Source organism: Acidovorax benzenivorans (genome assembly GCF_028680575.1).
Taxonomy (GTDB): Bacteria; Pseudomonadota; Gammaproteobacteria; order Burkholderiales; family Burkholderiaceae_C; genus Acidovorax; species Acidovorax benzenivorans.
Genome location: NZ_JAPCKI010000001.1, coordinates 511,611 through 532,451 on the forward strand (window position 1 = coordinate 511,611; position 20,841 = coordinate 532,451).

General features: G+C 65.5%; 19 protein-coding genes. 10 read left to right on the forward strand and 9 right to left on the reverse strand.

Annotated features, from left to right (window positions below; all coding sequences use genetic code 11):
* Positions 1–144 precede the first annotated feature (144 nt).
* The gene (locus tag OIN59_RS02390; RefSeq protein ID WP_274106770.1) at positions 145–3,063 is read right to left on the reverse strand and encodes a DNA topoisomerase III; all 2,919 of its coding nucleotides are present in this window, start codon (positions 3,061–3,063) and stop codon (positions 145–147) included.
* Between the two features lie 131 nt (positions 3,064–3,194).
* Between OIN59_RS02390 and OIN59_RS02395 the strand changes: the two genes are divergently transcribed.
* The 3 genes from OIN59_RS02395 to OIN59_RS02405 are packed head-to-tail and all read left to right on the forward strand — an operon-like array spanning position 3,195 to position 5,408.
* Positions 3,195–3,785, forward strand: coding sequence for an SET domain-containing protein (locus tag OIN59_RS02395; protein WP_274106772.1), 591 nt, complete (start codon positions 3,195–3,197; stop codon positions 3,783–3,785).
* On the forward strand, positions 3,782–4,639 hold the full coding sequence (locus OIN59_RS02400) for a biotin--[acetyl-CoA-carboxylase] ligase (protein ID WP_274106774.1): 858 nt from the start codon (positions 3,782–3,784) through the stop codon (positions 4,637–4,639). The genes OIN59_RS02395 and OIN59_RS02400 overlap by 4 nt, the downstream gene beginning before the upstream one ends.
* Before the next feature lie 46 nt (positions 4,640–4,685).
* Positions 4,686–5,408 (forward strand): SPOR domain-containing protein, encoded by a 723-nt coding sequence (locus OIN59_RS02405; protein WP_274106776.1) that lies wholly within the window; start codon positions 4,686–4,688, stop codon positions 5,406–5,408.
* A gap of 40 nt (positions 5,409–5,448) precedes the next feature.
* Here the strand turns inward: OIN59_RS02405 and OIN59_RS02410 are convergent, their stop codons facing one another.
* From OIN59_RS02410 to OIN59_RS02425, 4 genes are all read right to left on the reverse strand, one after another.
* Complete coding sequence (locus OIN59_RS02410; protein WP_274106778.1) at positions 5,449–6,453, reverse strand: MBL fold metallo-hydrolase; 1,005 nt, start codon at positions 6,451–6,453, stop codon at positions 5,449–5,451.
* A gap of 122 nt (positions 6,454–6,575) precedes the next feature.
* Complete coding sequence (locus OIN59_RS02415; protein ID WP_274106780.1) at positions 6,576–8,027, reverse strand: sensor histidine kinase; 1,452 nt, start codon at positions 8,025–8,027, stop codon at positions 6,576–6,578.
* A 209-nt stretch (positions 8,028–8,236) separates the two neighbouring features.
* On the reverse strand, positions 8,237–8,911 hold the full coding sequence (locus OIN59_RS02420; RefSeq protein ID WP_100408724.1) for a response regulator: 675 nt from the start codon (positions 8,909–8,911) through the stop codon (positions 8,237–8,239).
* 54 nt (positions 8,912–8,965) lie between these two features.
* Entirely contained in the window at positions 8,966–9,919 is a 954-nt protein-coding gene (locus OIN59_RS02425; RefSeq protein ID WP_274106785.1) for a LysR family transcriptional regulator, read from the reverse strand.
* Between the two features lie 135 nt (positions 9,920–10,054).
* Between OIN59_RS02425 and OIN59_RS02430 the strand changes: the two genes are divergently transcribed.
* Positions 10,055–11,074 carry a zinc-dependent alcohol dehydrogenase family protein gene (locus tag OIN59_RS02430; RefSeq protein ID WP_274106787.1) on the forward strand — a complete coding sequence of 340 codons (1,020 nt, stop codon included), beginning with the start codon at positions 10,055–10,057 and terminating at the stop codon, positions 11,072–11,074.
* A 57-nt stretch (positions 11,075–11,131) separates the two neighbouring features.
* Here OIN59_RS02430 and OIN59_RS02435 read toward each other — a convergent pair whose 3' ends face one another.
* Positions 11,132–12,064 (reverse strand): N-formylglutamate amidohydrolase, encoded by a 933-nt coding sequence (locus OIN59_RS02435; RefSeq protein ID WP_274106789.1) that lies wholly within the window; start codon positions 12,062–12,064, stop codon positions 11,132–11,134.
* Between the two features lie 162 nt (positions 12,065–12,226).
* Positions 12,227–13,192: a Bug family tripartite tricarboxylate transporter substrate binding protein gene (locus tag OIN59_RS02440; RefSeq protein ID WP_274106791.1), complete on the reverse strand. Its 966-nt coding sequence runs from the start codon at positions 13,190–13,192 to the stop codon at positions 12,227–12,229.
* Between the two features lie 107 nt (positions 13,193–13,299).
* Here OIN59_RS02440 and OIN59_RS02445 point away from each other — a divergent pair, with 107 nt between their 5' ends.
* Positions 13,300–14,247 (forward strand): LysR substrate-binding domain-containing protein, encoded by a 948-nt coding sequence (locus OIN59_RS02445; protein WP_274106792.1) that lies wholly within the window; start codon positions 13,300–13,302, stop codon positions 14,245–14,247.
* On the opposite strand, the gene OIN59_RS02450 is transcribed toward OIN59_RS02445, so the two are convergent.
* Positions 14,220–14,741: a MarR family winged helix-turn-helix transcriptional regulator gene (locus OIN59_RS02450; RefSeq protein ID WP_274106793.1), complete on the reverse strand. Its 522-nt coding sequence runs from the start codon at positions 14,739–14,741 to the stop codon at positions 14,220–14,222. The genes OIN59_RS02445 and OIN59_RS02450 overlap by 28 nt on opposite strands.
* Before the next feature lie 140 nt (positions 14,742–14,881).
* On the opposite strand from OIN59_RS02450, the gene recA reads away from it, so the two are divergent.
* Positions 14,882–15,958: a recombinase RecA gene (gene recA / locus OIN59_RS02455; protein ID WP_274106795.1), complete on the forward strand. Its 1,077-nt coding sequence runs from the start codon at positions 14,882–14,884 to the stop codon at positions 15,956–15,958.
* 188 nt (positions 15,959–16,146) lie between these two features.
* Entirely contained in the window at positions 16,147–16,605 is a 459-nt protein-coding gene (recX, locus tag OIN59_RS02460) for a recombination regulator RecX (protein WP_274106797.1), read from the forward strand.
* A 60-nt stretch (positions 16,606–16,665) separates the two neighbouring features.
* Here recX and argC read toward each other — a convergent pair whose 3' ends face one another.
* Complete coding sequence (argC, locus tag OIN59_RS02465; RefSeq protein WP_274106799.1) at positions 16,666–17,598, reverse strand: N-acetyl-gamma-glutamyl-phosphate reductase; 933 nt, start codon at positions 17,596–17,598, stop codon at positions 16,666–16,668.
* 204 nt (positions 17,599–17,802) lie between these two features.
* On the opposite strand from argC, the gene sucC reads away from it, so the two are divergent.
* The 3 genes from sucC (at position 17,803) to OIN59_RS02480 (ending at position 20,706) form a co-directional block, all read left to right on the forward strand.
* Entirely contained in the window at positions 17,803–18,963 is a 1,161-nt protein-coding gene (gene sucC / locus OIN59_RS02470) for an ADP-forming succinate--CoA ligase subunit beta (RefSeq protein WP_056056610.1), read from the forward strand.
* A gap of 15 nt (positions 18,964–18,978) precedes the next feature.
* A complete protein-coding gene (gene sucD / locus OIN59_RS02475) occupies positions 18,979–19,875 on the forward strand; it encodes a succinate--CoA ligase subunit alpha (RefSeq protein WP_056056609.1) in 897 nt (298 codons plus the stop codon).
* Between the two features lie 144 nt (positions 19,876–20,019).
* Positions 20,020–20,706 carry a TerC family protein gene (locus tag OIN59_RS02480; protein ID WP_274106807.1) on the forward strand — a complete coding sequence of 229 codons (687 nt, stop codon included), beginning with the start codon at positions 20,020–20,022 and terminating at the stop codon, positions 20,704–20,706.
* The last annotated feature ends 135 nt before the right edge of the window (positions 20,707–20,841 follow it).

Genomic DNA, 20,841 nt, shown 5'->3' on the forward strand with positions numbered 1-20,841 from the left:
CACACAGCACTGCGCAGAACCCGCCGCCGATGCAAAGGGGCGTGATCCCCAAGCGCGGGACGCCTAGCAAGGGCCACCCCGCAGTGAGGGCGTCGTCCCCCTTGAGGGGGAAGGCGCCGAAGGCGACTCAGGGGGGGCTTCACGTCACGCGAGGTGGTTGCCCAGGATGCCTGCCAGCTCGAACATGCCCGCGCTGTCCTTGCCAAACACGGCGCGCAGCTTGTCGTCGGCGACGATGGTGCGCTTGTCCTTGGGGTCTTGCAGGTTGTTTGCCTTGATGTATTCCCACATCTTCTTGACGGCCTCGGGGCGCGCCACGGGCTCGGCGCCAATCACGGCGGCCAGGGCGGCGCTGGGGGCCTTGCCTGCGGCGGCCTTTCGCGGTGCCTTGGCAGCAGCAGTCTTGGTGGCTGGGGCCTTCTTGGCGGCGGCAGGTTTAGCGGATTTTTTGGCTGTGGCGCTTGTCTTGCCTGCCTTGGCAGCTACTGTTTTTGCAGCAGCGCCGGGGCGCGGCGGGAACTTGCTCGGCGCAAACTCAAAGTTGACCTTGCCCGCCTCCTTGTCCCACGCCAGGTGGGCCTTGAAGGCGCGGCGTGTGCGCATGCTCACAAACTTGTCGAGCAGGTCGGTCTTACCGGTCTCCAGCAGCTTGTGCATCTGCTCGCGCTCCACGGGCTGCTGCAGGATGATCTTGCCGCTCTTGAAGGTGCAGCTGGGCGTGGGCTGCGCGGCAGTGGGCACAGCCTTGCTGCACACGTAGTTGCTGCCGTGCTCGTGCACTTCCGATCCGCAGATGGGGCAGGGGCCGAGTGCGGCGTCTTCAAACTCGACGATCTCGCCGGACTCTTCGCCCTTCTTGTCGTCGCCAAAGTCGAACTCGAGCTTGTAGTTGTGCGCCTCGTCGTCGTACTTGATGACGATCTCGGACGTGAAGGGCCAGCCCGCCTTGGAGCGGAAGCCCTCCAGCGGGCCGATCTTCTTGTCACGCAGCAGGGCATTGGCCTCGGCAGTTTCAAAGGTGCGGCCTGCGGGCGATTTGCCAAAGCTGAAGCCGCAGCCTTCGGCGCCCGCCTTGCCCACGCAGGCAAAGCGGCGGTAGTTCTCCTTCACCACACCACCACAGTTGGGGCAGGGCGATTCGAGCGTGGCGTAGTCGCCAGGGATGGTGTCGCGGTCGTATTCCTTGGCCTTCTTGACCATGCGTTCGGTCATGGCGGCGATCTCCGCCATGAAGGCTTCGCGGCTGAGCTGGCCCTTTTCCATCTGCGAGAGCTTGTACTCCCACTCGCCGGTCAGGTCGGCACGGCAGAGTTCTTCCACCTCCAGCCCGCGCAGCAGCGTCATCAGCTGGAAGGCCTTGGCCGTGGGGATGATTTCGCGGCCTTCGCGCAGCATGTACTTCTCAGTCAGCAGGCCTTCGATGATGGCGGCGCGGGTGGCTGGCGTGCCCAGGCCCTTTTCCTGCATGGCAGAGCGCAGTTCTTCGTCGTCAATCTGCTTGCCCGCGCTTTCCATGGCGCCCAGCAGCGTGGCTTCGGAGTAGCGTGCGGGGGGCTTGGTTTTGAGGCCCTTGGGGTCGGCGGCCAGGGTGTTGACCATTTCGCCGGGCTTCACGGGCACCAGATTCTGGCCCTTGTCGCCGTCCTTGCCGCCTTCCACTTCATCGGCCGCTTCCTTGCCGTAGATGGCCAGCCAGCCGGGGCGCACCAGCACCTTGCCTTCGGTCTTGAAGCTGTGCGGGGCCACGGTGCTGATGCGGGTGGTGACGGTGTATTCAGCGCTGGGGAAGAACACGGCCATGAAGCGGCGCACGACCAGGTCGTACAGCTTTTGCTCGGCTTCGCTCAGGCCGCTCGGTGCCTGCAGCGTGGGGATGATGGCAAAGTGATCGCTCACCTTGCTGTTGTCGAAGATGCGCTTGGACGGGCGCACGTAGTTGTTGCTCAGCGCCGTGGCGGCGTGCGGCGCCAGGTGGCGCATGCCGCTGTCGGCCAACATCTCGAAGGTCTGCTTGGCCACGGGCAGATAGTCTTCCGGCAGCGCGCGCGAGTCGGTACGTGGGTAGGTCAGGGCCTTGTGGCGCTCGTACAGGCTTTGCGCCAGGGCCAGCGTGGTCTTGGCCGAGAAGCCGAACTTGCCGTTGGCCTCGCGCTGCAGGCTGGTCAAATCGAACAGCAGGGGCGATGCCTGTGTGGTGGGCTTGCTCTCTTCGGTGACCGTGGCCTGCTTGCCGCGCACAGCGTTGGCGATGGCTGTGGCTTCGGCGGCAGACCACACGCGGTCGGCGCGCATCTCCACGTCCTCGCCCTTCTTCCACTTGGGGTCAAACCACTTGGCGGGGTATTCACCGGCCTGTGCGCCAAAGGTGGCGTGGATTTCCCAGTAGTCGCGGCTGATGAACTTGCGGATCTTTTCTTCGCGCTCCACCACCAGCGACAGCGTGGGCGTCTGCACCCGGCCCACGGTGGTCAAAAAGAACCCGCCGTCGCGAGAGTTGAAGGCCGTCATGGCGCGGGTGCCGTTGATGCCCACCAGCCAGTCGGCCTCGGAGCGACTGCGCGCAGCGCTCGCCAGGCCCGCCATCTGCTGCTCGGAGCGCAGTGCGTCAAAGCCGTCGCGAATGGCCTGGGGCGTCATGGACTGCAGCCACAGGCGCTTGACGGGCTTGCCCAGCGGCTTGGCGCCACCAGCGTACTGCTCGATCAGGCGGAAGATCAGCTCACCCTCGCGGCCCGCGTCACAGGCGTTGATGAGTTGTGTCACGTCCTTGCGCTTGGCTTGCTTGACCACCGCGTTCAGGCGGCTCTTGGTCTTGTCCACAGGCTTCAAGTCAAAGTACGGCGGGATCACGGGCAGGTGGGCAAAGCTCCATTTGCCGCGCTTCACGTCAAACTCTTCGGGCGCCTGGATCTCCACCAGGTGGCCCACGGCGCTGGTGACTACATAGCGGTCGTTCTCGAAGTGGTCTTCGTGCTTGTCGAACTTGCCCGCCACGGGCGTCAGTGCGCGCACGATGTCTTGCGCCACTGAGGGTTTTTCTGCAATTACCAGGGTCTTGGTCATTTTGGGGCTCTCGCCAGTCATTCTGGTTGCCCGGGTTCCGGGCGCTTCTACAATTCGGGTCTCACGCGCATGCACACGCATACACGCGCACGCACACATGTGTGCACCATCAAGTTAACAGAGTTTTTGCCATGCCCCGCTCCGCATCGCCTGCCGCCCCCACCCTTGCACCGGGCCGCCGCATCCAGACCCGGCGTTCGGGCGTCCATGGCAAGGGCGTGTTTGCCGTGCAGGATATTGCAGAGGGCGAAGTCCTTGTGGAGTACACGGGCGAAGTGATTGGCTGGCAGGAGGCGCAGGACCGGCACCCGCACGACCCCCTGCAACCCAACCACACGTTTTACTTTCACGTAGATGAAGACCACGTGATCGACGCAAAGTTCGGCGGCAACTCCTCGCGCTGGATCAACCACAGCTGCAACCCCAACTGCTACGCCGACGAGCGGGATGGCCGCATCTTCATCACCGCGCTGCGCAATATCAAGGCGGGCGAAGAGCTGAACTACGACTACGGCTTGATCATCGAAGAGCGTTACACCCCGAAGCTCAAGGCCGAATACCCCTGCTGGTGCGGCAGCAAGAACTGCCGAGGCACGCTGCTGGCGCCCAAGCGCGGCTGGGCGCCGCCGGTGCCGCTGCCCCCGTCCAAGCCGTTGTCCTCCAAAGCGGTCAAGGCCCCCAAGGCCCCACAAAAGGCCAAGCCGCGAGGCCGCAGCCAGTGAGCACCGCCCCCATCCGCTGGCCCGCCGAGGCCATCTGGGAGGCGGTGTCACCGCTGTTACCGGGCTTTACCGTCGAGGTGCTGCCCACCATCGACTCCACCAATACCGAGCTGATGCGCCGTGCGCGCAACGGCCAGTGCGAGCCCACCCTGCTGGTGGCAGAGCAGCAGACCGCCGGGCGGGGGCGGCTGGGCCGCGTGTGGCAAAGCGATGTCGGTGCTTCCCTCATGATGTCGCTGGGCCTGCCGCTGGCGCCCCAGGACTGGTCCGGCCTGTCGCTCGCCGTGGGGGTGAGCGTGGCCGAAAGCCTGCAGCCGGTGCTGCCTGCCCTGGGTGCGGGGCAGCCTGCGCGCGTGGGGCTCAAGTGGCCCAACGACCTCTGGCTGGGCGGCGCTGCGGGCGACCGCAAGCTCGGCGGCATCCTGGTGGAGACGGCCAGTTTTGTGACGCCCCAGACGGCCGCCTCGCAGGCAGGCACCAGCACAGCGCGCTTTGTGGTGGTGGGCATTGGCATCAACGTGCTGCCGCGCAGCCCCGAGGGCATGAGCATGCCCCCCGGCAGCCTGCAGGATGTGGAGCCGGGCCTGGACGCACCCACCGCCCTGCTGCGCATCGTGCCGCCGCTGGTGTCCATGCTGCAGTCGTTTGCGGGCTATGGGTTTGCGCCCATGCAGCCCCGCTTTGCGGCACGCGACGTACTGCAGGGCCGCGCCGTGACGCTGAGCGATGGCCACACCGGCACCGCGCATGGCGTGGGCGACGATGGCGCGCTGCTCGTGCACACGGCCGGTGGCATGCAGGCCATCACCAGTTCTGAAATCAGCGTCCGGCCGACGGCGGTGCCTCCGGTGTGAGACAGCTTCCTCTTTCGATGCGAGTGTTCTTGAAAGGCCGCGCCCCATGCTCCGTCTTGCCGTGATCGTGCTGCTGCTGGCCAACGCGGGCTATTACGCGTGGTCGCAAGGGCTGCTGCGCCCGTTGGGTTACGCGCCGCAGGAGCAGTCCGAGCCCCAGCGCATGAACCAGCAGATCCGGCCCGAGACGCTGCAGATCCTGAAGGTCAACCCCAGCAAGACCTCCTCTGCCGCGCCCTCCGCCACTCCCGCTTCCCCACCCTTGGCCGCCGCCGCCAACGAATCCCCCTCCCCCCCGCCTGCTGCATCCGCCCCCGCAGACACCGCCGAGTGTCTGCAGGCCGGCGTGTTTGACGACCGCCAGGCCGAGGTGCTGCGCGCGGCTGCTGCCGGTTTGCCCACAGGCAGTTGGGCGCTGGAGCCCACGCCCGTGCCGGGCCGCTGGATGGTCTACATGGGGCGGTTTGACGACGTGGAAACGCTGGACCGCAAGCGCGCCGAACTGCGCACCCGCAAGGTGGACCACGACCGCGCCGGGGGCACGTTCGAACTGGGCCTGTCGCTGGGCCGCTTTGCCTCCAAGGAGGCCGCCGAGCGCGAGTTGGCCAACCTGGGCAACAGGGGCGTGCGCACGGCCCGCGTGATCCAGGAGCGCGCGGAATCCCCCGGCTTCACGCTGCGCCTGCCCGCCGTGAACGACGCGCTGCGGGCGCAGCTGGATGTGCTGCGCACCGCCATGGCGGGCAAGACGCTGCGCACCTGCGGCTGAGCGCTGTGTCGGGGGGTGGCCGCCCAGGGCGTGTACCGCGCTACGCCAACGGTATGGCGCGCGTCTCGCCGTGCCGCATGAGCCAGACGCGGTCCTGCGGCAGGCCACGCTGCGCCAGTGCGGCGGCCAGGTCGCGCGGTGGGTGGTCGAACGCCTCTTGTGTCAGCATGAACGTGCCCCAGTGCACGCCCATGGCCTGCTTGGCTTCCACATCCAGCATCAGCTGCACGGCGTCTTCGGGGTTCACGTGCATGGGCTTCATGAAGTCGCGGGGCAGGTAGGCGCCGATGGGCAGGGCCAAAAAGTCCACCGGCCCCAGGCGCTGGCGGATGGCCTTGAAGTCGTCGCTGTAGCCGGTGTCGCCAGGGAACAGAAAACGCCAGGGGATTGCCGCATCGGGGCGCGTCCATTCGAGCAGGTAGCCGCCCCACCGCGAGGCATTGGTGTCCCACGGTGTGCGGCGGCTCCAGTGCTGAGAGGGCGTGAAAAACACGCGCACGCCGGGCGCGATGTCGGTGTGCTCCCACCAGTTCAGCGCGGTGACCGGGCCCATGCCGCGCTGGGTGAACCAGTCACCCAGGCCCAAAGGCACCACAAAGCGGGGCGACTGACCCGCGTCCCGCAGGCGGCGCAAGGTGCCGTAGCACAGGTGGTCGTAGTGGTTGTGCGAGATCAGCACCACATCAATGGGTGGTAGCTCCTCGGGGGCCAGGGGTGTAGGCACGCGGCGGGGTGCGCCAAAGCGGCCCAGGGGGCCCGCAAAGCCGCACAGCGTCGGGTCCATGAGCACGTTCAAGCCAGCCACCTGCAGGAGGATGGACACGTGGCCCAGCCAGGTGACCACCGGCATCTGTGGGTGCTGCGCCAGGCGTGCGTGGTCCACGGGCACGCTCCATTGCCGGGCGAAAGCTGCGTAGCCTCCCGCAGGCTCGGCGCGCGGTTTGAAATCACCGCGCAGCGAGCGCCAGACCATTTCGTACCAGGGGAAGTTGCCGATGACAACGCCAGGGTGGGTGTTGGCAAAACGGCGGGGCGGTGGGGTCATGGTGAAGCACCAGGCAAAGGGACGCCGCATGATGCCGCAGACACCGGTGCCCTGGCGCCAGCACCGGCTTTGCCCCTGCGCCGCCGTCTGACCTGGGCGGTGTTCAGCGCCTGTTCAAGGCCTCAGCGGCCCGCCACCACGTCCCGTGCCGCAAAACGCACACTGAAGCGCGCACCCGGCGGGGTCTGGCCAGGCCGGGCGTCTTCGAGCGTGACCTCGGCATCGTGCTTGTTGGCGATCTCCCGCACGATGGGCAGGCCCAGGCCGGAGCCGTCGGCCTCGCTGCCCAGGGCGCGGTAGAACGGCTGGAACACCAGCTCGCGCTCGGCCTCGGGCACGCCGGGGCCCGAGTCTTCGACCTGCAGCAGCAACACCTGGCCAAAGGTGTCGGCGAGCACGCGGGCCGTGACCACGCCGGGCTTGTCGGGTGTGGAGGGGGTGTAGTTGATGGCGTTGTCCACCAGGTTGCGCACCAGCTCCTTGAGCAGCGTGGGGTTGCCGTCGATCTGCACGCCCGGCGATCCAGGCTCGGCGCCGTCGTAGCCCAGGTCAATGTGTTTGTCGAGCGCGCGGGGCACCGAGTCGCGCACCACGTCGATCACCAAGCGTGCCAGGTCGCAGGGCTGGCGCGCAAAACCCACGCCGCTGCCTTCGGCGCGTGCCAGCGCGAGCAGTTGGTTGACGGTGTGCGTGGCGCGGATGCTGGAGCGGCCAATCTGCTGCAGCGAGCGCTTGAGCTCTTCGGTGCTGGTGCCTTCGCGCTGGGCCAGGTCGGCCTGCATGCGCAGGCCCGCCAGCGGGGTCTTGAGCTGGTGGGCGGCGTCGGCCAGAAAGCGCTTTTGCGTGGCCAGCGAGTCGTTCAGGCGCGTGAGCAGGTCGTTGACGGACGACACCAGCGGCGCCACTTCGAGCGGCACCGTGCGGTCGTCCAGCGGCGAGAGGTCGTCGGGGTTGCGTGCGCGGATGCGCTGCTCCAGCTGGTTGAGCGGCTGGATGCCGCGCGCCAGCGCCAGCCACACCAGCAGCACGGCCAGCGGCAGGATGACGAACTGCGGCAGCATCACGCCCTTGATGATTTCGGTGGCCAGCACGCTGCGCTTTTCGCGCGTCTCGGCCACCTGGACCAGCGCCACCGGCGTGTCTTTGAGCGGCAGGCGCACCCAGATATAGGCCACGCGGATGTCGATGCCGCGCATCTCGGCATCGCGCAGCCGCACCTCGCCCGACAGGGGGGGCTCGTCGCTGGGGGGCTCAGGCAGCTCGCGCTCGCCTGAGAGGAACTCGCCGCCCGGGCCGATGACCTGGTAGTACACGATGTCAGAGTCGTCGGCCCGCAGTATCTCGCTGGCGGGCTGGGGCAGGTTGAACTGCGCCTTGTCGCCCACCACGCTGACCAGCTGGGCGAGGGCGTGGGCGTTGTACTCCAGCGCTCGGTCAAACGGCTTGTTGGCCAGGCCCTGCGCGACCAGCCAGGTCAGCGCCAGGCTCACGGGCCACAGCAGCAGCAACGGCGTGAGCATCCAGTCGAGGATCTCGCCGAAGAGGGAGCGCTGCTCTCGCTGGAAGATTTTCAAGGTTTCAAGCCTTTTTGGCCTCTAGCGCTTATTCATCAAGCGCTAGCAGCTATCATTTTTATAACATCGGACTTGAAGGCAACGCCCACCTCTTCCGCCCGCCCCGAAACTGGCGCAGCCGCACACCAGTGCACCTGTGGAACTGGCTCCACCAAGCCGCCGAGTGCGTCCCCTTGGGAAGAAGGCGCCAAGCGACTCAGGGGGGCCTCCTATCCAGGGATCTTCTCAAGACAGTAGCCCAGGCCACGCACGGTGGCGATGCGGATGGGCCCGCCCTCGATCTTCTTGCGCAGGCGGTGGATGTAGACCTCGATGGCGTTGTTGCTCACCTCTTCGCCCCATTCGCACAGGCGTTCCACCAACTGCTCCTTGCTCACCAGGCGGCCGGCACGCTGCAGCAGCACTTCCAGCAAGCCAAGTTCACGGGCCGACAACTCGATCATCTTGCCGTCGATGGTGGCCACGCGGCCGGCCTGGTCGTACACCAGTGGGCCGTGCTTGATGGCGCTGCTGGTGCCGCCCATGCCCCGGCGCGTGAGGGCGCGCACACGGGCTTCCAGCTCTTGCAGGCTGAAGGGCTTGGCCATGTAGTCGTCGGCGCCAAAGTCCAGGCCCTTCACCCGCTCTTCCACGCTGTCGGCTGCGGTGAGGATGAGCACCGGCAGTGCGGAGCCCCGGCCGCGCAGCTTTTTGAGCACCTCCAGCCCATGCATCTTGGGCAGGCCCAGGTCCAGGATGAGCAGGTCGAACTCGTTGTTGGTCATGAGCGCCGCGTCGGCCTCGCTGCCGCTGGCGACATGGTCCACCACGGCGCCCGAGGCGCGCAGCGTGCGCAGCAGGCCATCGGCCAGCACCTGGTCGTCTTCGGCAATGAGGATGCGCATGCTGGTGTCTCCTGGTGGGTGGCAGCGGTCTGGCGCCGCGCCTGTGGTGCGATTTTAGGCCGTGGCTTTGCCGGCGCGGGGGATGCCCTGCCCAACATTGATCAGCTCTGGCAGCCGCTGCGCCAGCGTGTCGATAACCATGCGCTGCCGTGTGGGCATGGACCGTAACTGCGGCCACAGCGCGTGCAGGGGGTAGCCAAAAGGCATGGCTTCTTCAAACACCTGCTCCAGGGTGCCGCTGGCCACAGCGGGTGCGGCCAACCAGGTGGGCAGGCGCACCAGGCCCATGCCCTCGGTGGCCGCCTGCGCCAGCACTTCGAGGCTGTTGGCGGTAAAGCGCGGGGTGACTTCCAGTTCGAACGTTCGGCCACCGGCCCAGGTAAACAGCCAGGGCTTGGCCCAGCCATCACTGCCATACACAACAAACGTGTGTTGATCGCGTGTGTCCGCCAGTTCAGCGAGGCCTGCGGGCCTGAGATGGGTGGCAAGGTAACCTGCCGAGGCGTACACGCCCATCCATTGGTGGCCCAGCAAACGCGCCGCAAACTGAGTGCTATCGGGCAACGGGCCGCTGCGGATGGCCAGGTCCAGCCCTTCATCGATCAGGTGTGAAGGGCGGTCGCTGAAGTGCGCCTCAACCACCAGGTGCGGATGCTCGCACGCCAGCGCCAGCAGCACAGGCCCCACGCAGCGCCTTCCGATCAGTTCGGGGCAGGTCAGCCGCAGCCGGCCCACCACCTCTTCGCGCCCGGCCTGCACCGCAGCTTCAGCCGCATCCAGCTCGTCCAACGCCCGCCGACAGCGCTCGTAATAGCGCTGGCCCTCGTCCGTCAGCGCCTGCGAGCGCGTGGTGCGGTGAAACAACCGTGCGCCCAGCCGCGATTCAAGCCGCGCCACCCCTTTGCCCACGGCAGATCGCGTGAGGTGCAGCCGTGTGGCGGCCCGGGCAAAACTACCGGATTCGACAGCCGCGACAAAGATATCCAGGCCCTGGAGGCGCTCGCTCATGGAAGACTGCTTTCTGCTTCGTTGTGTGACACTGGTGAATTTTTGGAACCAATCAGAGGAAAATTATCCGTCACAAAGCCTTGTTTATCACCAATACCATCGGCTCTGTCTATTTCTCTACGGAACACACAGGCCATGACACCCCTTCCCCCCCACTTGATGCGCTGGCAACTGGCAGGCGTTGGTGCGCAGCACCTCGAATATGTTGAAGCCCCCATGCCCAGCCCCACGGGCCACGAGGTGCTGGTGCGGGTGGACGCTGTCTCACTCAATTACCGCGACCAGTTGGTAATCGACAACCAGTACGGCATGGGCGCTGCTCTCCCGTTTACCCCCGGCTCTGACATGGCGGGGCAGGTGGTGGCGACGGGCCCGGACGTGCACCGCTGGAAGAGCGGCCAGGCTGTCATCAGCACCTTCACCGCGGGTTGGCTGGACGGCCAAGCCCCTGCAGACGCCATGCCACTGGGCGTGCCGGGCCCAGGCGTGCTGGCTACCCACGTGCTGGTGCACGAGGATTGGCTGGTGGCCGCGCCGACAACGCTGGATGCCGCCGCCGCCAGCACCTTGCCGTGCGCCGGGCTCACGGCCTGGATGGCGCTGGTAGAGAACGGTGGCCTGCGGGCGGGCCAGACAGTGCTGGTGCACGGCACCGGCGGCGTGGCGCTGTTCGGTGTTCAGGTTGCGCGCCTGCACGGCGCCCAGGTGTACGTAACCAGCGGAAGCCCTGAGAAGACATCGGCGGTGCTGGCGCTGGGCGCCACTCAGGTGCTGCCGCGCTCAGGCCCGTGGCCCGCTGAGTTGCTGACGCTGACAGGCGGCCGCGGGGTGGACCACGTGCTGGAAACCGCAGGGGGCGCAACGCTGGACCAGTCGCTGCAGGCGCTGGCGCAGGGCGGTCATGTGGCCTATATCGGCGTGATGGAGGGCGTGGGTTTTTCCGGGTCAGGCTTTGACCTGATCAGCAAGCGAGCACGCGTGCAGGGGGTGAGTGTGGGGCACCGGCGTGCGCTGCAGGACCTGGTACGTGCTGTCGACGCTGGCGGTTTGCAGCCCGTGATTGCGGCCCGTTACCCGGCGGCCGCTTTGCACGAGGCTCTTGCGCACTTGGCGCGCGGGCCGCTGGGCAAGGTCGTGGTGACGTTCTCGCAATAACTGCGCCGTACGGAGGCCGCGCAGACCAGGGCGGCCTGCGGCGGTCTGCGTTTGCCGTCAGCGCGGGTCGATCACGAGCAGCTTGTGCACCAGGCTTGTCAGGTCGGCCTGCAGGCGGGCCATGCCCTCGGGCACCTGCGCCAGGGTGCGCTCGTCCATGTAGAGCTTGCGGTTGATCTCGACCTGGATGCTGTGCCGGTGCTGCGCAGGGTTGCCGTAGCGGCGCACCAGCTCCACGCCCTTGTAGGGGTGGTTGTATTCGACGCTGTAGCCGCATGCACGCAGGTGTTCGCAGATCAGCGCCGACAGCGCTGGGCTGGCCGTGGTGCCGTCGCGGTCGCCCACCACAAAGTCGGCGTGTTCCAGGCCCGGAAATTCGGTGGCGAAGCGCCCGGCCACGGCGGGCATGGAGTGGCAGTTGATGTGAATGCTGTAGCCGTGGCGCGCATGGGCGGTATCAATGGCCTGCGCCACGGCGGCGTGGTAGGGGCGCCAGCAGCGGTCGATGCGGGCCCGCACCTCGGCCACCGTGAGCTGGCGTTGGTAGATGGGCTCGCCCTCGTCGGTGAACTTCCAGATCAGGCCCTTGCCCAGGCGCACCTTGCTGAGCACCTTGGGGTCGGCGGAGATGGGGTCGGTCCAGGCGCCGTCGAGCAGGCTGGTGTCCAACTCGGTGGTGTCGCGGTTGGCGTCCAGGTAAATGCGGGGGAAGTGGGCTTCGACCCAGGCCACGCCGAGTGCGGGGGCAAAGGCGTAGATCTTCTCGACGTGGGTGTCTTCGGCCCGGCGCAGCGTGGCCAGGTCGAGGGCAGAACCAAAGTCTGCGGGGTACTGGGTGCCGCTGTGGGGAGAGTCGAGCACCAGCGGTGTGTTGCCGGGCACCGCAGTGACGGTAGCGGGTGATGGTGGAGTGGCAAGTCCGGGCGAGCCGGTGACGCCGGGTTGGGCTTGCTGAAAGCGGCGGTGGATCAGTTTCAAGGCTGCATGCATAGGCAGAGTGTGCGCAAAGGAGGGCGGCTGGCCTAGCCGCCCAGACCGGGATGTGACTATGGTTATCCCTGAGACCTTGAACAGGCTCAGGAAGCAGGGGTGCCTGCGTCGTCTCACCATCCCAGCTGTGGCCGCCCCAGGCCTGGGGCCTGGGGAATCTGGTCAGTCGAGCACCACCTTGGCGTAGGCCGCCACGCGCTTCATCTTGTCGATCTCGCTGGCGATCTGGGCCGTGAACTCCTTGGACGTGGTGCCCGAGGGGTAGAGGCCCTGGCCCGCCAGGCGTTCGCGTACGGCGGGCTCCTTGAGGGCTTGGGCGACTGCTTGCTGGATGCGATCCACCGCCGCTGCAGGGGTGCCGACAGGCGCCACCAAGCCAAACCACGACGGTTCGTTGGCCTGCTTGTAGCCCAGCTCGCCGTAGGTGGGCACATCGGGCAGCACGTCCAGGCGCGCTGGCCAGGACACGGCCAGCGCCTTGAGCTTGCCCGACTTGACGTGCGGGAGCGACGAAGCCACCTGGTCAAAATACACCGCCACCTGGCCTGCCAGCACATCGTTGATGGCCGGGCCTGCACCACGGTAGGGGATGTGCACCATGGAGGTGCCGGTGCTGCTCTTGAACAGCTCGCCCCACATGTGGCCGATGGTCCCGTTGCCGGGGGTGGCGTACGACACCTTGCCGGGGTTGGCCTTGAGGTATTTCACGAGGTCGGCAAAGTCCTTGACGGGCAGCGTGGCGGGGTTGATCACGATGACGCCCGGCGCCTTCACGATCTCGGTCACGCCCACAAAGTCTTTGGTGGGGTGGTAGGGCAGTTTGCTGTACACGGCGGGGTTCACACCGTGGGTGGACAGCGTGGCCACACCAATGGTGAGGCCGTCCGCCGGGGCGCGCGCTACTTCGGCCATACCGATGGAGCCGCCTGCGCCGCCCCGGTTTTCCAGCACCACGGGCTGCTTGAGGATGCGGGCCAGCGACTCTTGCAGGCTGCGGGCTGTGATGTCGGTTGCTCCCCCGGGCGGGAAGGGAACGATGATGCGCAGGGGCTTGCCCTCTTGCGCTAAAGACATTCCGGGAGCGAAAGATACGGCGGCCAGCGCTGAGAGCAGTTGACGGCGTTGCATGGGCATTTCTCCTATGAGTTGCATTGAGGTTAATGGATTCAATGCGCTCTACCAAGCAATGGATATGCCTGATAACATTCCTATTTGGAATGATTTGATTACTTACTATGTCGTCACTTCGCCGTCTTTCTCCACCGCTGCATTTGCTGCGAGCGTTTTCCACGGTGACGCGGTTCGGCGGAGTGTCCCGCGCGGCCGAGGCCCTGCACCTCACACAAAGTGCGGTCAGCAAACAGATCAAGGAGCTGGAGGGCTGGGTGGGCGTGCCGCTGTTCGAGCGCAGCCGCAAGCGCCTGGCGCTCACCCCCGCCGGCGAGCGCTATGAAAAGGCGGTGCGCGGCGTGCTGGCGCAGCTGGAGGCGGCCACGCTGGAGTTGATCACCAGCGATGACGGCGGTGGCGCACTGCACCTGTCCAGCCTGCCCACGTTTGCGGCCAAGTGGCTCATCCCGCGCCTGCCGCAGTTCCAGCAGCAGCACCCGCAAATCACGCTGCACTTTGTGCCCTATGTGCACAGTTACGACTTCACCCGTCCCGAGCTGGACTGCGCCATCCTGTTCGGCGACGGCCACTGGCCCGGCGCGCATGCCCACCACATCACGGGCAACGACGTGGCGCTGATCGCCCCGCGCACCAAGGTGGCCGACTGGCCCATCCACACCCCGCGCGACGTGGCGCGCTACACGCTGCTGCGCCACGTGACCGTGCCCGAGGCGTGGTTGCGCTGGAGCGAGACGCACGGGGTGGAGGCCCTCATCGACCCGCTGGCCGGGCCGCAGTTCGACCAGTTCCAGACCATGATCCGCGCCGTGATGGCGGGCATGGGCCTGGCGCTGGTGCCACGCTGCCTGGTGCAGGATGAAATCACGGCGGGCCTGGTGCGCGAGCCCCTGCCCGATGCCGACCTGCGCGGCGGTTACCGGAGCGATGTGGGCTACTGGTTCTGCTATCCCGAAGGGCGTACGCAGCTGCACGCGCTGCAGTGCTTTCGTCAATGGCTGCTGGCGTGCGCCGAGCCAGTGGCGGCTCAGGCGCCAGTGTCGCCGCCCGCGTAGGCCTCCAGCCCGATGGCCACCACGGTGGCCACGTCATTACCCACCTCGGCGCGAAACTCTTCCTCGGCCTGCGCCACCGCGTCCCGGAACGCCTGCAGCCACGCCAGGCCGGTGGGCGTAAAACACACGCGGCGCGCCCGCGCATCCAGCGCGTCGGCCTGGCGCGTTACCAGCCCCCAGGCCTCGCACTGGTCCACCAGGTTGGCCATGGCCTGCTTGGTAATGCCCGCGCGCTGGGCCAGGTCGGTCAGCCGGTCGCCCTGCAAGGCCAGGTGCCGGGTGATGTGCACATGCGCGGCCGTCACCTGGTCGCGCGCTGCCAGGTTGGACAGCGCCAGTGGCACCTCCACATTGCGCGCCATGAGCTGCAGCACCCGCGCGTCGAAACGGCGCAATGCACTGCCCATCAGGCGGCCCAGGTGGGTTTGGCGCCAGCGGTCATCGGCGCCCGGCAGTGGCGTGGCGGAGGGGGTGGCTGGAGAAAAATCGGCCATGCGATATTGTCAGGCAAACTGACTAAAAATCGCTTTGTCTCGATTCCATTGCTCGCATAAACTACTGTTCAAGCATCCAGCCTGTGATTAACCGCAGAGCGATGCAAGCATCCAACCTGTTGTTTTTCAAGGAGTTTCTCATGGACGTCGCAGTCAAAGGCACCAATCCCGCATTGCCCGTGAACACCGAAAAGGCCAAGGCCCTGGCCGCCGCGCTCGCCCAGATCGAGAAGCAATTTGGCAAGGGCACCATCATGCGCCTGGGTGAAGGCGAGGTGATCGAGGACATCCAGGTCGTCTCCACCGGCTCGCTGGGCCTCGATATCGCCCTGGGCGTGGGTGGCCTGCCCCGTGGCCGTGTGGTTGAGATCTATGGCCCGGAATCGTCGGGCAAGACCACGCTCACGCTGCAGGTGATTGCCGAGATGCAAAAACAAGGCGGCACCTGCGCGTTTGTGGATGCCGAACATGCCCTCGATGTGCAATACGCCCAGAAGCTGGGTGTGCAACTGTCCGACCTGCTGATCAGCCAGCCAGACACCGGCGAGCAGGCGCTCGAAATCGTGGACAGCCTGGTGCGCTCGGGCGCTGTGGACCTGATCGTCATCGACTCGGTGGCCGCGCTCACGCCCAAGGCCGAAATCGAAGGCGAAATGGGCGACGCCCTGCCCGGCCTGCAAGCCCGCCTGATGAGCCAGGCGCTGCGCAAGCTCACCGCCACCATCAAGAAGACCAATTGCATGGTCATCTTCATCAACCAGATCCGCATGAAGATCGGCGTGATGTTCGGCTCGCCCGAAACCACCACCGGCGGCAATGCGCTCAAGTTCTACGCTTCTGTGCGTCTGGACATCCGCCGCACCGGCACTATCAAGAAGGGCGACGAGGCCATCGGCAACGAGACCAAGGTCAAGGTGGTCAAGAACAAGGTGTCGCCACCGTTCAAGACGGCCGAGTTCGACATCCTGTTCGGTGAAGGCATCAGCCGCGAAGGCGAAATCATCGACATGGGCGTGACCGCCAAGATCGTGGAAAAGAGCGGTGCCTGGTACGCCTACAACGGCGAAAAGATCGGCCAAGGCCGCGACAACGCGCGCGAGTTCTTGCGCGAGAACCCCGACCTGGCCCGCGAGATTGAAAACAAGGTCCGGGAGCAACTGGGCATCGCTCTGTTGCCTGCGGCATTGGCGGCAGCCAGTGCCGCAGACGAGGCGTAAGCCGAGTGGATCGCAGTTTCACCAAAACAAGGTGCGCGAAGGCCTGGGCATTGCGTTGCTGCCTGGCGCACTGCAGGCCCCGGTGGCGGCTGCGGGCGAGTGATCTCCAGTCTTTGAAGCCAAAGAACCCGCAGGCGCATGTTCCATATGCGCCTGCAGCTATTAAAATTATAGCGATTTGATTTGCGATGGGATTCACTGCGCTTTCGCTCAAAGGCCGCGCGCTCCGGCTGCTGAGCCAGCGGGAACATTCGCGGGCCGAGTTGCAGCGCAAACTCCGCCCCCATGTTCAAGAGGGCGAAGACCTGGAGGCTGTGCTGGACGACCTGCAGGCCAAAGACTTCATCAGCGAGGCCAGGGTGGTGGAGTCTGTGTTGCATCGGCGCGCAGGGCGCCTGGGGGCATCGCGCATCCGGCAAGAGCTGCAGGCCAAGGGGCTGGGGGCAGAGGCCGTGCAGCAGGCTGTGGTGCAGTTGCAGGGCAGCGAACTGGAGCGTGCCCGCGAGGTGTGGCGCCGCAAGTTTGGCGAGCCCGCCGCAGACCCGCAAACCCGCGCCAAACACATGAGGTTTTTGCTGGTGCGGGGGTTTTCAGGCGATGTGGTGCGGCGCGCGGTGCTGGGCGCCGACGAGTCTGACGAGGGCTGAGCGCAGCTAACAAGAAGGAAGAAGGGCATCGGCCCCACTTCCTGGTGGGCTCTGGGGTCGTTACACGCTCAGCATCAATTGCAGGTTCTGCACTGCGGCGCCGCTGGCACCCTTGCCCAGGTTGTCCAGGCGCGCAATGACCACGGCCTGCCGATATTGCTCGTTGGAAAACACGCGCAACTCCAGCTTGTTGGTGTCGGTCAGCGTGTCGGCGGCCAGCTTCAAATCATCGGTGGGCGGCAGCACGCTGACCCACTGTTCGGGCGTGTTGGTGCGGCTGTAGTGGCTGGCCAGCACGTCGTGCAAGTCGCTGGCCTTGGGGGCTCCGGGCAGCAGGTCCAGGTGCAGCGGCAACTGCACCAGCATGCCCTGGCGGAAGTTGCCCACGGCAGGAATGAACACCGGGCGGCGCGTGAGCCCGGTGTAGCGCAGGATTTCGGGAATGTGCTTGTGCGTCAGGCCCAGCGCATAAGCCTCGTAAGGCGCCGCCGTGCCTGCCTCGTAGGCTTCGATCATGGTGCGGCCGCCACCGGAGTAGCCCGACACAGAGGGCAAGCTCAAGGGGTAGTCCGCAGGGATCAGGCCCGCGTCCACCAGCGGGCGCAGCATGGCAATCGCGCCCGTGGCGTAGCAGCCGGGGTTGGAGACGCGGGTGGCGTCGCGCACCGCTTGCGCCTGCGCTGCCGCGAGTTCCGGAAACCCGTACACCCAGCCGTCGGCCGTGCGGTGGGCTGTGCTGGCATCGATCACCTTGACCTTGCGGCCCGAGGTGCGCTCGATCTCGTCCACCATGGCCACGGTGTCGCGCGCCGCATCGTCGTGCAGGCACAGCACCACCAGATCCACCCCCGCGATCAGGTCGCGCTTGGCGGCCGGATCCTTGCGCAACTCGGGCGCAATGCTGACCAGCTCGATCTGCGGCATGGCCTGCAGGCGCTCGCGAATCTGCAGGCCCGTGGTGCCGGCTTCGCCATCAATAAAGACTTTGGACATGGAGGTGCTCCTGCAAAAAGGCGGCAGCGTCTGCCGGATAGAAATGGGGGTGGGAAGGCCGCTAGGCCCGCCCAGGGTGTAAGTTAGGCACAAGGATGGTGCGTTGCAGCATGATACAGTCGCAGGTTGCCATGTCCCAAGCCCGCGGCCAGACATCTGTTCATGGTAAACGGGTAACTATCACCCTTCCCTGAGAGAGACCTCATGAAGATTCACGAATACCAAGGCAAGGAAATCTTGCGCAATTTTGGTGTGCCCGTTCCGCGTGGCATTCCCGCATTCACGGTGCAAGAAGCCGTGGAAGCAGCTCAGAAGCTCGGCGGCCCCGTGTGGGTGGTCAAGGCCCAGATCCACGCCGGTGGCCGTGGCAAGGGTGGCGGCGTGAAGGTTGCCAAGACCATTGACGACGTGAAAGCACGCGCCAGCGACATCTTGGGCATGCAGCTGGTCACGCACCAGACCGGCGCTGAGGGCCAGAAGGTCCGCCGCCTGTACATCGAAGACGGCGCCGACATCAAGAACGAACTGTATGTGTCGCTGGTCACCGACCGCGCCACGCAGAAGGTGGCCCTGATCGCTTCGAGCGAAGGCGGCATGGACATCGAGGAAGTGGCCCACTCCACGCCCGAGAAGATCATCACCGAGATGATCGACCCGCTGACCGGCATCACCGAAGCGCAGAGCCGCAAGGTGGCAGCCGCCATCGGCCTGACCGGCGCTTCCATCGACCAGGCAGTAGACATCTTCGCCAAGATCTACAAGTGCTACATGGACACCGACGCGTCGCTGGTGGAAATCAACCCGCTGAACTGCGACTCCAAGGGCAACCTGATGGCCCTGGACGCGAAGTTCAACTTTGACGCCAACGCCCTGTTCCGCCACCCCGAAATCGTGGCCTTCCGCGACCTGGACGAAGAAGATCCAGCCGAAGTGGAAGCTTCCAAGTTCGACCTGGCCTACATCAGCCTCGATGGCAACATCGGCTGCTTGGTCAACGGCGCTGGTCTGGCCATGGCCACCATGGACACCATCAAGCTGTTCGGCGGCGAGCCAGCCAACTTCCTGGATGTGGGCGGTGGTGCCACCCCCGAGAAGGTCACCGAAGCCTTCAAGATCATGCTGAAGAACCCCAAGGTCGAAGGCATTCTGGTCAACATCTTCGGCGGCATCATGAAGTGCGACACCATCGCCACCGGCGTGATCACCGCTTGCAAAGCCGTGAACCTGAACGTGCCGCTGGTCGTGCGCATGAAGGGTACGAACGAAGAGCTGGGCAAGAAGATGCTGGCCGAGTCCGGCCTGCCTATCATTGCCGCAGACACCATGGCCGAAGCTGCGACCAAGATCGTTGCTGCCGTCAAGTAAGCCCGGAGAACACACATGTCGATCTACATCAACAAAGACACCAAGGTCATCACCCAGGGCATCACGGGCAAGACTGGCCAGTTCCACACTGAGAAGTGCCAGGAATACGCGAACGGCAAGAACTGCTTCGTGGCGGGCGTGAACCCCAAGAAGGCTGGCGAGTCGATCTTTAACATCCCGATCTACGCCTCCGTCAAGGAAGCTGCTCAGCAGACCGGCGCCACTGTGTCGGTGATCTACGTGCCGCCCGCAGGCGCTGCTGACGCGATCTGGGAAGCCGTCGAAGCCGACCTGGACATGGCCATCTGCATCACCGAAGGCATTCCGGTCAAGGACATGCTGATGGTGCGCAACAAGATGAAGGCCAAGGAAGCCGCAGGCGGCAAGAAGACCCTGCTGCTGGGCCCCAACTGCCCCGGTCTGATCACGCCTGACGAAATCAAGATCGGCATCATGCCCGGTCACATCCACCGCAAGGGCCGCATCGGCGTGGTGTCCCGTTCGGGCACGTTGACGTATGAAGCCGTGGCCATGCTGACCGAAGTCGGCCTGGGCCAGTCGAGCGCTGTGGGCATCGGTGGCGACCCCATCAATGGCCTCAAGCACATCGATGTGATGAAGGCGTTCAACGACGATCCAGACACCGACGCCGTGATCATGATCGGCGAAATCGGCGGACCTGACGAAGCCGAAGCCGCCCAATGGTGCAAGGCCAACATGAAGAAGCCTATCGTGGGCTTCATCGCTGGCGTGACAGCCCCTCCCGGCAAGCGCATGGGCCACGCTGGCGCGCTGATCTCTGGCGGTGCCGACACGGCCGACGCCAAGCTCGCCATCATGGAAGAGTCGGGCTTCATCATCACCCGCAATCCTTCGGAACTGGGCAAGCTGCTCAAGGCCCAGCTGAAGTAAGTTGGCCGGCGCCGTCCCGCCCGTAAGCACAATTACGGACGCGGCGCACGGCGCAGACCGCTAGACTTGCGGCTCCTACAAAAAGAGAAGCGCTCGGAACCCTGGTTCCGGGCGCTTCTTGCATTCATAACAGTGGAGTCAGTCATGGAGTTTCTGCAAAGCACCGATTTTTGGATCGGCCTGGTGAAGATCGTCTGGATCAACATCATTCTTTCGGGTGACAACGCGGTGGTCATCGCGCTGGCCGCTCGGTCCCTTCCCCCCCATCAGCAAAAGAAAGCCGTGTTCTGGGGCTCCGGCGCCGCCGTGGTCTTGCGGATTTTGCTGACCGTCGTGGCGGCCAAGCTGCTAGAGCTGTCGTTCCTGCAGATCGTGGGTGGTTGCCTGCTGCTGTGGATCGGCTTTCAGCTGCTCAGCGACGACGAAGAGGATGAGGGCGAGTCCAAAACCTATGGCAGCCTGATGGCCGCTGTGCGCACCATCCTCATTGCCGACCTGGTGATGAGCCTGGACAACGTGATCGCCGTGGCGGCTGCGGCCCAGGGCAATGTGGTGCTGCTGGTGTTGGGCTTGGCCATCAGCATCCCGCTGGTGATTTTCGGCAGCACGCTGATGATCAAGCTCATGGAGCGTTTTCCCATCATCGTGTTGCTGGGCGCCGCGCTGATTGGCTGGGTGGGTGGTGAAACCATCGCCAGCGATGTCATCTTGCACGACTACGCCGTGGCGCACCCCGCTTTGCACTATGTGGCGGCTGCCCTGGGCGCCGCACTGGTGGTGGGTGTGGGCAAGTTCTGGCGCAAGGGGGCGCGCAGCGCGTCTGCCTCCTGATCGTTGAAGCGGGGGCTCGCACGAAGGCGTAACCTTTTTGCGGACCAGCGGGTGACAAAAATGGCATCCGGGCGGTGTCTCGTCCCGGCGTTGCGTGACAAGAACGACACGCCACTCCATTTCCGCAGCCCATTC